The following is a 15,290-nucleotide window of genomic DNA, read 5'->3' on the forward strand; positions in this document are numbered from 1 at the left end:
ATGGAGAAATACAATGTCTTTATCAACACTTGAGCGCACGGTCGACATTAACAAAGTACCAACCAAAACATTGCGTACCGGTGCGATTATGCCTGCGATTGGTCTTGGAACATTTGGTTCAGATAGATTTACTGCAGAGCAGGTTTCAGAAGCGGTCATGGGCGCTCTCAAAGCGGGTTATCGATTCTTAGATTGCGCTTCAATCTATGGCAATGAAGACCAAATTGGTAAGGTGCTGAGTGATGCAATGGCGGATTTAAACCTGCCAAGAGAAGCGTTCTTTGTCACCTCCAAAGTATGGAATGATCAGCATGATGATGTGATTAATGCTTGTAAAAAAACGCTGGCTGATTTGCAGGTAGATTATCTAGATCTCTATTTAGTGCATTGGCCATTCCCTAATTTTCACCCAATTGGTTGTGATGTTGATTCTCGCAGCGCAGACGCAACACCTTATATTCATGATGAGTTTATGAAAACATGGCGTCAAATGGAGCAGCTGGTTGATATGGGGATCGTTAAGGCGATTGGTACATCTAATATGACCATCCCTAAAATGGAGCTATTGCTGCGTGATGCTCGGGTTCTTCCTTCAGTTAATGAAATGGAGTGTCACCCTCTGTTTCAACAGCAAGATCTCTACGACTATTTGACAGAAAACCAGATTGTACCTGTTGGATTTTGCCCTATTGGTTCTCCATCAAGGCCTGATCGTGACAAAACTGAAAATGATTTGGTGGATACGGAGCATCCGGTGATCGTTAATGCAGCGAAACGACTTGGTGTGCATCCTGCGATTGTTTGCTTGAAGTGGGCAGTTCAGCGTGGTCATGTTCCGATTCCTTTCTCGGTTAGAGAGAGTGAATATGTTTCGAATTTAAAATGTGCAACGGAAAACCCGCTTACAGATCAAGAGATGAGAGATATTTCGAAAATAGATGCAGACAATCGACTCATTAAAGGTCAAGTATTTCTTTGGCAAGGTGCTAAAGGATGGGAAGACTTGTGGGACTTAGACGGTACCATTACTAAATGAACGTCGATTAAGTCATTATAAAGTTAGAATTTGCCTAATTAGATTGCAGTTTGCTTCAGGTCATGTTGAAGTGGACTGTAATCGCTTGGAATCGAAATGAAACGAAAGTTTGATGATTGAAATTGTAAGGTTGGTAAATGAATCCATTAAAACGTAAAGAGAAAATCCTCGAACTTCTGAAGACACAAGAGCAGGTGTCCGTTAAGGAGTTGTCGACACTGTTTAAGACGTCTGAAGTGACACTTCGAGCCGATTTAAAGAATTTAGAGAAACAAGGCAAACTAAAGCGGTTTTTTGGCGGTGCTCAATCTATCAACTCTCTGCCTCTAACTCAAAATGATGATGAAGTTCAGTTAGACAGTCGCTATGACATGAACAAAGATTCAAAAAGCAAAATTGCTCAAGCTGCGGCTGACCTTGTATCAAAAGGCGATTCCATCATTATGGATAGCGGTAGTACAACTCACTTGGTTGCCGAGCAATTGGCTGGCGAAGGTGGTTACACTATTATTACCAATAATTTAGCAGCGTCTTCAGCTCTGATGGAAGCGCAAGATACGACTTTGGTCATTGTCGGTGGCACTTATCGAGCTAAGACAAAATCACTTCACGGATATCAAGCGGCTCAATGCCTAGAAGGTGTTCAGGCGGATGTGCTGTTTGTCGGTGCTGATGGTATTGACCCTAGCAAAGGGATTACGACCTTCAACGAAGGCTTTGCAATTACTGATGTCATGGCAAAGTGCGTACAAAAAGTCATTGCTGTTGTGGATTCTTCAAAACTTGGGCGCATCGGTTTTAATAAGGTACTTGATGTATCACGCATAAATACGCTGGTCATTGATAGTGGAATATCAACCGAAATGAAGCAACAATTTGAATCTTCAGGTGTTGAAGTGATCGTTGTGTAACTTTGTTGAACGATGGATCGCTTATCAACGGACTGTTGGTCAGTGGGCTGTCGATCAATAGATTGTCGTTAAATAGAATTCTTGATGAGTTAATAGTGTCACTGTTAACTCATATCTCACTGAGATGTTGCCGTTGTTATGGGTATAGTTTGGGCTTTAGTTATTGTTGTCGTTGGCTTTTTATTAGGTCTGGTTTTTCAAAAAAAGAACCCAAACCATAGCCGAAAAGTGAGTATTCTATTTTCTAAATCTTCATTATTCTTTTTAATTCCATTCAGTGTTTTAAGTTCACTCTGGCAAATGCCGAGAATTACCGCTCAGCTTATCTACTTACCGTTGATTGGTGCTGCTGTTATTGGTGTTGGTGCGGCAGTTGGGTTTATTTATCGCCGTTATTTTCAGCTAACGGCTCATCAGTTTGGTGCGCTTCTTCCCGTCACCACTTTCTACAATTTAGGTGCACTGGGAAATCTTATTGTATTTGTCACCATAGGTGAGAATGGGGTTGCTCTGCTTGCTTTGTTTAAATTGTGTGAAGAGTTAATCTATTTTGGATGGGCATTTCCCTATTCACGAACATTAGGCCGAACCAGCTCTGTAACCGGGGACGAAAAGACACGATTTTGGAAGGATCCTATTTTCATCATCGCTATTAGTGCGGTCGTCTTGGGTATCCTCATGAATCAATCCCAAATAGCTCGCCCTACGATATTTACTGAGATTATTCAGCTAACCGTTCCTTTAAGCAGTTTTTTGATGATCATGGCTGTCGGTATGACATTCAATATAATTGGTGGAGGAAAGTGGATAAAGCTTGGTATCTTTTCTTCGATCATGCGCTCAACGCTTTCTGTTATCGTCGTGATGACATTGATTTCTCTATTCGATCTCTGGAGTGTATATCAAGGGGATCTTGCTCGGGTGTGTCTATTGCTTGCTGTGATGCCCACGGCATTTATGTCAGTACTCCCGTCGGTGCTTTATGATTTAGATAAGAGCCTAGCCAATACAGTCTGGCTAATTAGTTTTCTAACCTCTGTTGCGGTGATCCCCTTTACAATTGCTTTGTTTCCGCTGTTGGGGATATAACATTAGTGAAGCTGGTAAAATACTAGGTAATATAGGTTGTTCAGTACTTATTTCAGTTATTGTTTTTTAGCATAGCAACAGACTCGATTACGCCCCGAGTTTTTGGCTTGATAGAGTGCTGAATCTGCGCGCGCCAATACATCGGTGAAATTGGCATCTGTGTCCTTAGGGGTTGATATACCAATGCTAATCGTACAGCGGAGCTGTTGTTCTTTGAAATAGACAACCATTTCTTCAATCGATTGTCGGTATTTATCAGCAAGTGTTGCCGCATCTTCTTCAGTAATGTTACTGAGTAACAAAACAAACTCTTCTCCTCCAATTCTCGCGAATAGATCGTTTTTACGTTTTATATTTTGGATTTGTTTTGCCATTGCAATAAGTACTTCATCCCCACCTAAATGCCCATGTTTATCGTTGAGTAGTTTGAAGTGATCGATATCGATAATTAATAAAGCATGGTTTTTATCAAACGCTCTCGGTTTATCATTGATAAGTTGGGTTGCTTCAAAGAAAGCGCGTCGATTCATAATCCCAGTTAACACGTCAATATTAACCAAGCTTTCCATCTTAACAATTTGTTCCTGCACGCTTATCTGAGAGGCGATCCAACTGACTAAGCTTGAGAGAACATGTGCATCTTGATCATTAAAATGGTGTTTATCTTGGTGTCCAATATTAATCGTACCAAAACACTTATCATTGCTAACCAGTGGTGCGTCCATACATGAGAGTAGACCGCCTTCGGCTAACCACTGACAATCTAGCAGTGTTTCGCTACTGGTATCATTGCAAATAGCCAGCTTTTCGTTAGCAAAAACACGTCCAACCATAGTGTTTTCTATTGGAATAGGTCGTTCAAGTGGAATTGCTTCATTGCCACTTAACGCGAATAACGAAAGGAACTCAGGCTCTTTGTGCAAAGCAATACTGACGCGGTCAGAGTGAAAAATCTGTTTGATCCAATAGGAAGTGCTATGAAGTATGTCGCCAAGAGTTTTGGCTTTAGATAGCTCATCAAAAAACTCTAGGGGGAAATAGGCGTGTTTACTGTGATTTTCCTTTGCAGGTTGTAAAGGAGAGACATATTTCAATTCTGGTATCCTCTTGTTAACAACCGTTTACCCTCATTTAAAGTCTAGTGAGTATAACAGGAAATTACCAATCTCATTATTGAGTAACAGATTAATTAATTCAAAATTAGGTATGCGTCAAGTTGAAATGGGCTGCAGATGTTCTAGCAAAGTTTGATTACATCCTTTTATAAAATGATTACACTTGCTGACAGACATAATAGGAGCAACCATGAAGTACGATTGGATTTTATTTGACGCTGACGAGACCCTGTTTCATTTTGATGCCTTTAAAGGGATGCAGCTGATGTTTTCGCGCAAAGGCGTAGATTTTACTAAGCAAGATTACGCTGTGTATCAACAGGTTAATAAGCCACTTTGGGTTGACTATCAAAACGGTGATATTACCGCACATCAACTAAAGCATACGCGTTTCGAATCGTGGGCTGAAAAGCTAAATACGACAACAGCAGAGCTTAACTCAGCGTTCTTAGAAGCGATGGCAGACATCTGCACGTTATTGCCTGGAGCCAAAGAACTTATGGAAGCTTTGTCTGGCAAGGCCAAAATGGGCATCATCACTAATGGTTTTACCGAACTTCAAGCGATTCGTTTGGAACGTACGGGCATGACCGATTATTTTGAACATGTAGTGATCTCTGAAGAAGTGGGCATGGCCAAGCCTGATTTGGGTATTTTCTCGCATGCGTTGGAACGTATGGGGAACCCGTGTAAATCGAAGGTTCTAATGGTGGGTGATAACCTTCATTCTGATATTGTTGGTGGTATTAATTTTGGTATCGAGACATGCTGGTTAAACGCAGCAGATAGCCTAGCTTCTAGTGACGTTAAACCACATTATACGGTGAATTCTCTGCATCAGCTTAAGAGTATACTTCTAGGTTAGAAGGCGAATTAAAAGAAATAGCACCGAGTATTGAGTCAATGACATTCGGCGCTATTTTTTCTTATTCTTACTCGCTAATTTATTTCTACTGACTAGTAGGTAAATGCAAGCTGAGCAGAAACACCGTAGTTATTGTCACTTCCTGCTTGTGCTGCGATATCAAGACCAAGCACTCCCCATGGTCTAAAGCCAAGCCCTACCGAAATTAGGTCATCAGCGTGATCAGTCAAGCTATGCATGTAGCCGGTTCGAAACTGAGCCCAACCCCAAGCATCAAGCTCAGCACCAAAACGAGCGTACTGAGTTTTATAATCAAACTCTTTCAAATATTGCTTACTATTTAGATCAAAATCTGCAGCAAGCCGAACCCAGTTTCGATCGTAATTAATCCCTAGTACATACTCGGGTTCAACGAGAAAAGTTGCCGATTGGCCATAGAGTTCGTTCGTACTTAGTTCATGACTAATTAGGTTACGAGCAGTAAAGCCAATGTTAGTTTTTTCTGTTAGATCATAAGACAGTCCGAAATCCATGTTGAATCCGGATTTTTCAGTATAATCTTCATCCCACTCAAATGAACTATCTTCCATATCGCTTAATGATTCGACGTAATTCAGTGCATAGATTTGCTGAAACTTTGGTGAGAACCCTAGAAGAAACGCATGCTCTCCCCATTGTATTTCTCTAGCGAAAGTCAAACCAATATCCAAGACTGCTCCTCCCGCTGACTGAGCGCTTGAAAAGAGCTCATCTTGCGTTGGGTCAGCTGCCGCCAAGTCCCGTTGATCAACCATTATAGCCGAAACAACAGAGACTTGACCTTTAGTGAAGAAATTCGTACTTAACACACTGTTTGGAATAGCAACGGCCATACCAACGTTAGCTTCAACATTAACCACCCCTTTGTCCAAAGAGCGCATAGCTTGTCGCCATTCTTGAAGTAATTGTTGATCACTTGGGTTGAGTTGTAGTTTGTCATCTAAATCGATAAAGCTATCTAGTTTATCAATGGTGTCATCGCCATCATGAACGCGCGCGCCCACCATCGGTAGGATAAAACCAAATCCATGATCTTGTTGATCCTTTGCTGCTAGAGCCGGGTTGTGGAAGCTAGATGTAAGAAAGTTAGCGGAAGCAACACCTGTCCCCCCCATACCAACACTTCGTGTATCAAATGCGGTCATTGCATTAATGCTACAAGGAACCAAAAATAGACTCATGAATACTGACTTTTTCATTTACAACCCACTACTTAATTATATTTATACCGAATGGTATTTTTGTGGGGGCGATGATATCCATAGTGCAATTATTTGTATATTGGAAATGAGCGCTCAGAAACAGTTTGAAATGCTTTTGTCAGAATTTGGTGATTTTTTGGTTCTTTTTTGGTGGGTTGGAACTGATGTGTAAAAATATAGTTCCAAATAGACGTGCACCGCAACTAGATTAAGTGCGATGTTTTGTTTGATGTGACAGGTGGAACCTATAATCTTCAGGTTCGCTTTTATCGATTACCATTAAAGTTTGAAAACTAGCAAAGTTTAATCAGGCGGTGAGTACTGGGCAATATAATGAGTAAGGGATTTGGAATCACTAGTTTCAAATCCCTCTTCCAATACAGCCAAAGATTCAATTCTATCCAAACGAAAATGACGATAATCATCCCTAAGCTCACACCACGCGACAAGCGTCCAGTTCTTACCCCAAAATATCTGTCCTAATGGCTGCAACACCCGTTCGGTTTTAGAGCCGTTCTCTGCGGTATATAACATCGAGACTTTATGCCTTTCATCGGTTGCGTGGCGCAGCAATTGCCCCCGTTTCGCCGTATCGGTTTGAATGTGATAATCGGGTACTAGAATAGGAAAAGATTCGACTTGTTGTTTGAGTTTATCTGGCAACACGGAAAGTATTTTAGCGGAGGCGCTTCGTGATGCACCGGCGAGCTCTTCGTCTGACCATGCTCTGACCATTCTCATGCCAAGTTCAAGTGCCATCATCTCTTTTTCTGTAAACATAAGCGGTGGTAGGTGAGAGCCAGCTTGCAGTACATAACCGACCCCAGCCTCTCCATGTATGGGAACACCGGAGCTGATAAGGGATTGAATATCACGATAAATAGTACGTTCACTGACTTCCATTGTCTCAGCGAGCTGCGCGGCAGTGGTTGCGAAGCGCTTAGAGCGTAGTAGAGTCAGTAGTTCAAATAGTCGTTCTGATTTACTCATTTCAATCCCTATTCATTGTTATTCTCTCGCTGCCTACCCTTGGCATGAACTCATTTTAATCACTTGGTGCTTCATATCTACTGATTCAGGGTCAATCAGTGACATAAGAGGCTGACAATCAGCGCAATTCATAAATTGCTCTCCTGCAGACTTTGCTTCTTCCATCGATTTCCAATAAACAGTGTCAGTCCAGTGACCACTTTCTTCATTGTGACTAAGTGAGCGGTATAAAAAACCAGGCAGGGTAGAAACAAAAGCTTGGCTCTTTTCAGAAGCTTGAATAAATTCTTGTTCGTTAGCCGTTGATAGAAGGTTAAAGCTGACCATTTCAATTACTTGACTCATGTTATGTCCTTATTTAGTTAGGTTGTGTTGCGTTCAAAACAATCATACGAGTTGCGTGTGTCAGAACGTGTCAGTAGAGAATGGGTAAAAAATTGTGCTAGAAGCTTGCCTATAGTTGAATATGCAACCTAAGCTCAATACAGTTCGATAATTAGCCATAAATTAAGAATTGCCTAAAGGTGATCGAAATTGGTGTCGAATACGTCATTGGTTTAGGAAGGAGCAAGCGTTGGGCGATCAATGCTTGTAGGGGAAGTTACTATGTCTATAGTAGGTAAAATTGCTGAGTGGGATGATATTAAGGGCTACGGTTTCATCTCGGTTGACAGGCAAGCACCGCGTATTTTATTTCATCTCTCTGATCTGTCTGGTCACAGTCAAAGGCCTCGTTTAAATGAACGGGTGCATTTTACGTTAACGAAAGATGTTCACGGCTCGTTTATTGCGAAAGAAATCGAACGGCCAGTAATATTTAGTTTTTCTTTGGCGGTCACTGTCTGGTTTATCACTATATTGGGATCGGCTGTGTGGCTGCTTCATTACCCTTCGATTGCGTTATTGTATTATGCGTTTCTTAGCTCTGTTACTTACCTTGTCTATCTTTATGATCGGTCAGCTACGATAGATAAGCATACTCGAATGCCTGAAATTTTCCTTCATACTCTAGCTATTTTGGGTGGGTGGCCTGGTGCTGCTTTGGCCCAGTCGTTTTTAAGGCATAAAAGCATCGGTACGAGTTTTCGGTATGGCTTTTGGGCAACCGTTGTGTTGAACGTATCGCTTTATGCTTGGACATTTACCAAAGCTGGCGAAATGAAGCTCTATGAAATTATCAATACATTACAGGTTTATATGATGTAACTCTGTAATTGTCTTCTATAAACAAAATTAGGCGGCTTATGCTGCCTTTTTCTTTTTGTCACACATCTATAGTCACTTCTATTTATATTTTTCTTGTATGAACCTTAAGCTGTTTAATGACATTTCCTGAATTATGAAGCGACAGGGTACCGTTGTTTTTCATTCTATTTAATTTTCGATCTGGATTATATTACTTGTAAATACAATGAGATAGCATTGGGTTTGAGTGGTGTTATCTAAGGGGAAACCTTTTGGGGAACACCTTTTGTAACGACTTTAGATTAGGCAGTGTAGGTTTATTACACTAGAATACGGCGCAAATTATTCTTTGCTCCTCCAATTACGGTAGTAGAGCTTAGGGGAATAGTTGCCCATTTTAAGTCATGCAGACATATTCAATATCATCCTTATTAGATGCAGGCGCTTACGAAAAAATAAGTCTGGCTAGATATTGATTAAATATTGCCAAGCTGCATAAAGGCGATATGTACGTGATTAGAACAATTTCAGTGGATGGAGTAATTCTGCTCGGTTCACTTTAAAAGCACTCAAAGAAATCAGTGCTTTTATTCCTATGGCAATAACTAAGGAGTTACTTATTAGTAACGACATGATGTCTCCTGATGGCAAAGTATCAGCAATTTCAACCGACTATCAATTAGGTCAAGATAATATCGCACTTAAAGTCGGCCCATTTGGCTTAGACATCCATAATCGAGTCTTTCTCATCTCCGCTATATCCATTGTGCTTTTTGTTCTATTTACCCTCGCTCTTGGGGAACAAGCTGGCACACTATTCAACGACCTTAGAAATTGGGTTACCTCCAAAGTTGATTGGTTTCTATTATTAGCGGGCAATATTTTCATACTAGTGTGTCTTGGTCTTTTGGTTTCACCATTAGGTAAAGTTCGTATTGGCGGTACAGAAGCAACGCCTGACTATTCCTATAAAGCGTGGATATCAATGTTGTTTGCCGCTGGGATGGGTATAGCGCTGATGTTTTACGGTGTAGCTGAACCGCTTGGTCACTATAATGCAGCGCTTGGTGGCATCGTTATCGAAGATGGTGTGAGAACTGACTGGGCTCCGATTGGCGCAGCTGCTGGCGATATGGTCGCGGCACAAAGCCTTGGCATGTCAGCGACTATCTTTCACTGGGGTTTAAACGCGTGGTCTATCTATGCTGTTTTGGCTCTAAGCTTAGCGATCTTTGCTTTTAATAAAGGCTTACCGTTAACGATGCGATCTGTTTTTTACCCTATCTTTGGTGAAAGAGTTTGGGGTTGGACAGGCCACGTGATTGATATTTTAGCGGTTATCACGACACTGTTTGGTTTAGCGACTTCTTTAGGATTTGGCGCCGCGCAAGCAGCCGCGGGTCTTAACTATCTGTTCGGTATCGATAACTCGGTAACAACACAGGTGGTGTTGATTATTGCTATTATCTCTATTGCTGTTGTTTCATGCTGTGCTGGATTAGACGCTGGCGTTAAACGCTTATCTGAATTCAATATGGGGCTTGCTGCTCTATTGTTGATTTTCGTTGTTATTGTCGGTCCAACGTTAGCCATTGCGACAGGTTTCTTAGACAGTCTACTTTCTTACGCAAAAGATCTTCCAGCATTATCAATGCCATTTGGTCGTGAAGATGCAAACTTTAGTCAAGGTTGGACAGCGTTCTACTGGGCTTGGTGGGTTTCTTGGTCTCCGTTTGTTGGCATGTTCATAGCGCGTATTTCTCGTGGCCGTACGGTCCGTGAATTCATGACATGTGTATTGGTTGTTCCAACTTTGGCGTGTGCGCTTTGGTTTACCTCTTTTGGTACAACGGCAATCATCAAAGTTCAGCAAGGGTTTGATAGTATTTCTGATGCTGAGTTGCCAGTGCAGCTGTTCGCAATGCTAGACACGTTACCGCTATCTCAGATGACGTCAGTTATCGCGATTATATTGGTGATTGTGTTCTTTATTACTTCTTCTGATTCTGGTTCGCTTGTTATCGATACCATTTCAGCGGGCGGTAAAGTAGACGCACCAGTTCCACAACGAATCTTTTGGTGTAGCCTTCAAGGGTTAGTTGCAATTGCACTGCTTATTGGTGGTGGATTGGGCGCACTTCAAGCGATGGCAATCTCGACAGGTCTTCCGTTTACCGTCATTTTGCTTCTTGGCTGTGTGTGTTTAGTCAAAGGCTTAATGAGTGAGCCAAGAGTAAGCTAATTAATGATTAGCCAAATAGCCACGGTGATGTGGTTATTTGGCTCTTGCTGCCATTCCGTGGTTTACATTCACCGATCAAGCGTAAGCGACACTTCTATTCAAACGAGTCTAGATCGATTTTGTATTTTTCCAACACCTCTTGCATCTGCAATTTCTTTTGCCCCGCAGCTACAGCCATTACCTTTGCCGTTACATCTGAAATCTCGCCTTTAGTAATCCCTGCTTTTTTTGCTTGGGTTAAATAATAACGAGTGCAAGGTAGACAGTTCATTGCCATTGCTGCTGATAAACCTACCAATAGCTCAGTTTTTGTGTCTAGGTGGTCATTATCGTGGGTCGAGCGATAAAACGCTCCATAAGCTTCTTGGTGCTTTCCTAGCATAAGGTTCTCCTTTGGTGTGCCAAGGCATATTTCCTGAACTTATTTGCTATTAATTTCTTGAGGCCATTGGGTGTTCAGGGTTCAACTGAAGTAGATCCCATAAGTTGCCATAGAGATCTTCAAATACCGCGACGGTTCCGTAATCTTGCTCTTGAGGTTCTCGAATGAACTTGATGCCATCGGAGATCATTCGGTTGTAGTCACGCCAAAAATCATCAGTGCTAAGAAACAAGAAAACGCGACCACCAGATTGGTTGCCAATGAATTCGTCTTGTTCTGGTTTGGAAGCACGAGCAAGTAAAAGGGTTACGCCATTCGAACCTGGAGGTGATACCACAACCCAGCGTTTATCTTGTTCTGGCTGATATGTATCTTCTACAAGCTCAAAGTTTAATTTGTTGACATAAAAATCAATCGCTTCGTCATAATCCTTAACGACTAAAGCAATATGTACTATTGATTGTTTCACTTTACTACCCTTGATCATGGTTAACGTTGGTTAGCTCTATAGCGCCTACTTAACATACATGGCTAAAACTCTACGCCTAGTTCTTTCTGTTTACGCTTACTCAAGCCTAATGAAACTATGCGATAGGACTCCGAGATATAATATCTTAGTTCTTCATCTAACGATCCTGTTGTATCCGTTTGCTGTATCCATTTCATGCCACGGTTAGCAAAGTATGGTGCAGGTTGATAGCCATTGTATTCACTTAGAAACTCAAAGTTTCGAGGTGATGTTTTGAAGGTGTAGGCGGGTTGACCATTCTTATCACGAAATCCAATCGCGAAAACTTTACCGCCAATTTTCCAAACATCCGAATTACCCCATTGAACCACATGGGTCGTTGAAGGGAATTCTCGGCACAGTTGATTGAATTGGTCATGATCCATATTTATACCTTTTTGGAGTCAGGTCTGAGTACTGATTCAACACGCTTATTTACCTAGGCTAATTGCTTTAACGAAGATGGAACGATAACTTTATGAACAGGAGCAACGAAAAACATGTAAATCTTGCCCCATATATTATGCACATGAACGACGGTGGTGGCATGAATGATGGCTTGTTCACCTTTGGGCTCAATTAAAAAGGATAAACGTACATCTAAGTGCTTATCACGATCTTCCATGACTATTTCATGTTCTAAATTAGCTACAACTTTGAAAATGCCTATTGTGTCTCCTGGTTTAAAATCTTCACGTGTTTTCTCATGATCAAACTCGTTCATTTGTCCAAGATGTTTTAATCCAAGCTTTGAGACAATCCAATTTCTGAGTGCCATGAGTCGTATAACCCAAGCCGGGGTTTTTTGGGCGATTTGTGAGTAGATATCAAAAGCGCTCTCGCCGCTATATGGAATGGTCTTAGTGTGGCAATCTTTAAAGTAAGCAGTGCCTAACGAATCTTGAAGTAGGGTATTACTTGGAATATCCACCGATCTCTCCTTGTATCTTGGTGTGGGAGTTGGTTATAAAGTGAGCTTATACAACATACCACAATAGAGTTAAGGTGTTATTCTGATTGCCTATAATTTGCCAATAGTGATTCAAGATTGAGATCATCTTGGTTTACGCAAAGTTTAAATATAGTTAATGTAAACATCCCTATCAGATGGGGATTCTTATGACATCGTCATTGTCACTTCAAACAGAAGGAATGTATGAGACTTATGAACAGCACAATTGAAACCATTTTAGGCCATCGCTCTATTCGTAAATACACCGAACAGCCAATAGAGCCGAGTCAATTAGAGGTTATTATTCAAGCAGGGCTCGCAGCCTCTTCATCAAGTTTATTACAGGCCGTTTCCATCATTAGAATTACAGATAAAGAAAAACGACACGCATTGGCGCAATATGCGGGAAATCAAGGCTATGTTGAAAGCGCCGCTGAGTTTTTGATTTTCTGTATCGACTTTCAAAGACACGTTGCCATCAACCCAGACGTTCAGGCTGATTTTACCGAACTCACTCTTATCGGAGCGGTGGATTCCGGCATTATGGCGCAAAACTGTTTATTGGCGGCAGAGTCTATGGGGCTAGGTGGCGTGTTTATTGGCGGCTTGCGCAACAGTGCTGCGCAAGTTGATGAACTTCTTGCGATGCCAAAGAATACGGCTGTTCTGTTTGGGTTATGTTTAGGTCACCCAGACCAAAACCCAGAAACTAAACCTAGATTACCGGCGCAGGTTATCATGCATGAAAACCAGTATGAGCCTTTGAATTTAAAGGATGTTGAAACGTACGATGAAACAATGAAAACGTACTATTCACACCGTTCAAGTAATCAAAAACAGAGTAGCTGGTCACAGCAAATTACTGGGAAGCTTTCAGGTGAATCAAGACCACATATATTGCCTTACCTGAATGCTAAAGGTTTGGCAAAACGTTAAGAGACGTTAAGCGTATTGATACAATAAATGTAGAAAGCCCTAATCATATGATTAGGGCTTTGTCTTTTAGTGCTTTAAACCGGTTGAGTAATTGAGGTATTAGCTCTCTGCTTCAACCAACTCTGGCTGCTCTGATTCTTTAGCGGCAGCAAGCATCTTACGAATGACGACTGAAGATACAAACGCGATACCCACCATAACAACCGCTAGAACTGTTAATAGTTGGAAGTAATCACCGTAAACCGTTTGAACGATCTCTTGAGTCAGCTCTTGACCTTTCTCTAGTGCTATCGACGTAGAGAATACTGCGCCAACGATACCACTTAGCGCGATAGCCACCGAGAAAAGGCTCACAGAGAAGTTCTCGATGTGCTTAGGCGCAACGGAAAGAATAAACGCAACCACGAGACTTCCCACAATAACTTCAGCAAAGGCTTGGAAGAAGTGAATCACTAAGAATACTTCAGGTCGAATAACGACATCTTCACCAACACCCATTACAGCCATTGTCAGTATGCCGAATGCAATCGCCGTGCAGATGAATGAGAAGCCAATCTTTGTAGCCGTCGAGAAGCTAATACCGCGTTTTTCAAGTGATGAAAAACTCATTGAAATAACAGGGCCAGCAACAATACACCATAGAGGGTTCATCGCCATTGATGCTTCAGGCGCAATTGGGATGATACCAAACAGATCACCGCGCATGGTGTTAATGGTCACCATGGTCATTGATGTCATCATTTGGCCGTAGTAAACGAAGAAACAGGTGGTCAGTACAACCATAATTAAGATGGTGCCCATCTTAAGTGCGTCAGATTTACTTGATTTCAGCATTAGTGAAATGAAGTATAAGATCGCTGCTGCGCCGATTGCGTAAACAATGTTTTGGCCAATATCCATGTTAGAGAACATGAAGAACACCAAGCCAACCATTGCAGCGGAAAGCCCAAAGAAAGCGATCCAGTTTTTAGTACTTACTGGTGCTTTATCAATGTCAGCAGCAACATTGACTAGCTGCTTGTTGAAGATGATCAGAGTGATAAATGCAAAACCTGCCATTACAGCGGATAGCATAAAGCTGCCGTGGAAGCCAATCACCAAAACGAACATTGGGAATAGGTATTGGCCTAACAGCGCGCCTACGTTATTAACGGAGTAGTTAACAGGGTAGCCATTTTCGAAATCTTCTTCAGTAGAAAAAGTGCGTTTGTACAAACTAGGATATGAAGGAGACATTAGGCCACGAGCGTAACTTGCTAGTGCAATACCAACTAGGGCTAGCGGTACATTGGTTGTCGACGCCCCAAGAATGAGCAAGCCATAACCCACTGAAAACGTACCGTAGGCGATCGTTAGTGAACGGTATGAGCCAAGGAATTTGTCAGCTATAAATCCGCCGGCGATAGCAAATAGGGGGCCGATGGATGAAAATGCACCGACAACCATCATCGTATCTGCTTCGCTATAACCTAGGTCTTCGAGAAAAAAGCGGGTCAGAATGACCATGACACCATAGAAAGATAAACCAAACATCATTTGGCAGAACATCATTGATTTGTTGAGCTTATTCCACATAATCACCTCGTTAAATTACTTAAAGATAGAATTAACATCTAGCAACTCTATCATTTGCAGATAGACATAAACTGAAACAATTATCGCAGAAAAAGCTATTTAGTCACGAGGATTTCTAATGTATGGATTCGTTTATCTAATGTGAATGTCGATATTATGCTTATTATTAACACGTAACCGATTGCATTTTGAATTAGAGAGACTAATGGAAACACTGATTTCATTATTGGTAGGGTGATTCGAGATGTTTGAACGCTACTAAC

Annotated in this window: 16 protein-coding genes; 7 read left to right on the top strand and 9 right to left on the bottom strand. The window is 41.5% G+C overall.

The window, feature by feature from the left end; all coding sequences use genetic code 11:
* Positions 1 to 13 precede the first annotated feature (13 nt).
* The 3 genes from L4D20_RS01935 (at position 14) to L4D20_RS01945 (ending at position 3,036) form a co-directional block, all read left to right on the top strand.
* A complete protein-coding gene (locus L4D20_RS01935; protein WP_428799875.1) occupies positions 14 to 1,036 on the top strand; it encodes an aldo/keto reductase in 1,023 nt (340 codons plus the stop codon).
* A gap of 137 nt (positions 1,037 to 1,173) precedes the next feature.
* Complete coding sequence (locus L4D20_RS01940) at positions 1,174 to 1,947, top strand: DeoR/GlpR family DNA-binding transcription regulator (RefSeq protein ID WP_428799876.1); 774 nt, start codon at positions 1,174 to 1,176, stop codon at positions 1,945 to 1,947.
* Between the two features lie 138 nt (positions 1,948 to 2,085).
* Complete coding sequence (locus L4D20_RS01945) at positions 2,086 to 3,036, top strand: AEC family transporter (protein ID WP_428799877.1); 951 nt, start codon at positions 2,086 to 2,088, stop codon at positions 3,034 to 3,036.
* 56 nt (positions 3,037 to 3,092) lie between these two features.
* Here L4D20_RS01945 and L4D20_RS01950 read toward each other — a convergent pair whose 3' ends face one another.
* Positions 3,093 to 4,130, bottom strand: coding sequence for a sensor domain-containing diguanylate cyclase (locus tag L4D20_RS01950; protein ID WP_428799878.1), 1,038 nt, complete (start codon positions 4,128 to 4,130; stop codon positions 3,093 to 3,095).
* A gap of 211 nt (positions 4,131 to 4,341) precedes the next feature.
* Between L4D20_RS01950 and yjjG the strand changes: the two genes are divergently transcribed.
* Complete coding sequence (yjjG, locus tag L4D20_RS01955; RefSeq protein ID WP_428799879.1) at positions 4,342 to 5,016, top strand: pyrimidine 5'-nucleotidase; 675 nt, start codon at positions 4,342 to 4,344, stop codon at positions 5,014 to 5,016.
* Positions 5,017 to 5,108: 92 nt separating this feature from the next.
* Here yjjG and L4D20_RS01960 read toward each other — a convergent pair whose 3' ends face one another.
* The 3 genes from L4D20_RS01960 to L4D20_RS01970 form a co-directional block, all read right to left on the bottom strand.
* On the bottom strand, positions 5,109 to 6,254 hold the full coding sequence (locus tag L4D20_RS01960) for a conjugal transfer protein TraF (protein WP_428799880.1): 1,146 nt from the start codon (positions 6,252 to 6,254) through the stop codon (positions 5,109 to 5,111).
* 306 nt (positions 6,255 to 6,560) lie between these two features.
* Positions 6,561 to 7,247, bottom strand: coding sequence for a helix-turn-helix transcriptional regulator (locus tag L4D20_RS01965; protein WP_428799881.1), 687 nt, complete (start codon positions 7,245 to 7,247; stop codon positions 6,561 to 6,563).
* A gap of 33 nt (positions 7,248 to 7,280) precedes the next feature.
* On the bottom strand, positions 7,281 to 7,592 hold the full coding sequence (locus L4D20_RS01970; protein ID WP_428799882.1) for a hypothetical protein: 312 nt from the start codon (positions 7,590 to 7,592) through the stop codon (positions 7,281 to 7,283).
* A 261-nt stretch (positions 7,593 to 7,853) separates the two neighbouring features.
* Here L4D20_RS01970 and L4D20_RS01975 point away from each other — a divergent pair, with 261 nt between their 5' ends.
* Together L4D20_RS01975 and L4D20_RS01980 are read left to right on the top strand one after the other, a co-directional pair.
* Positions 7,854 to 8,453: a DUF1294 domain-containing protein gene (locus L4D20_RS01975; protein ID WP_428799883.1), complete on the top strand. Its 600-nt coding sequence runs from the start codon at positions 7,854 to 7,856 to the stop codon at positions 8,451 to 8,453.
* A gap of 574 nt (positions 8,454 to 9,027) precedes the next feature.
* Positions 9,028 to 10,674: a BCCT family transporter gene (locus tag L4D20_RS01980; RefSeq protein WP_428799884.1), complete on the top strand. Its 1,647-nt coding sequence runs from the start codon at positions 9,028 to 9,030 to the stop codon at positions 10,672 to 10,674.
* 94 nt (positions 10,675 to 10,768) lie between these two features.
* On the opposite strand, the gene L4D20_RS01985 is transcribed toward L4D20_RS01980, so the two are convergent.
* The 4 genes from L4D20_RS01985 to L4D20_RS02000 form a co-directional block, all read right to left on the bottom strand.
* Positions 10,769 to 11,056 (bottom strand): carboxymuconolactone decarboxylase family protein, encoded by a 288-nt coding sequence (locus L4D20_RS01985; RefSeq protein WP_428799885.1) that lies wholly within the window; start codon positions 11,054 to 11,056, stop codon positions 10,769 to 10,771.
* A gap of 49 nt (positions 11,057 to 11,105) precedes the next feature.
* Entirely contained in the window at positions 11,106 to 11,525 is a 420-nt protein-coding gene (locus tag L4D20_RS01990; RefSeq protein WP_428799886.1) for a VOC family protein, read from the bottom strand.
* Positions 11,526 to 11,587: 62 nt separating this feature from the next.
* Positions 11,588 to 11,950, bottom strand: a complete 363-nt coding sequence (locus tag L4D20_RS01995; RefSeq protein ID WP_428799887.1) for an MmcQ/YjbR family DNA-binding protein — start codon at positions 11,948 to 11,950, stop codon at positions 11,588 to 11,590.
* Positions 11,951 to 12,003: 53 nt separating this feature from the next.
* On the bottom strand, positions 12,004 to 12,495 hold the full coding sequence (locus L4D20_RS02000; protein ID WP_428799888.1) for a DUF2867 domain-containing protein: 492 nt from the start codon (positions 12,493 to 12,495) through the stop codon (positions 12,004 to 12,006).
* Positions 12,496 to 12,729: 234 nt separating this feature from the next.
* On the opposite strand from L4D20_RS02000, the gene nfsA reads away from it, so the two are divergent.
* Positions 12,730 to 13,452, top strand: a complete 723-nt coding sequence (gene nfsA / locus L4D20_RS02005; protein ID WP_428799889.1) for an oxygen-insensitive NADPH nitroreductase — start codon at positions 12,730 to 12,732, stop codon at positions 13,450 to 13,452.
* A gap of 99 nt (positions 13,453 to 13,551) precedes the next feature.
* On the opposite strand, the gene L4D20_RS02010 is transcribed toward nfsA, so the two are convergent.
* A complete protein-coding gene (locus L4D20_RS02010; RefSeq protein ID WP_428799890.1) occupies positions 13,552 to 15,027 on the bottom strand; it encodes a peptide MFS transporter in 1,476 nt (491 codons plus the stop codon).
* Positions 15,028 to 15,290: the final 263 nt, after the last annotated feature.

This window comes from Vibrio kyushuensis (assembly GCF_050337325.1).
Taxonomy (GTDB): Bacteria; Pseudomonadota; Gammaproteobacteria; order Enterobacterales; family Vibrionaceae; genus Vibrio; species Vibrio kyushuensis.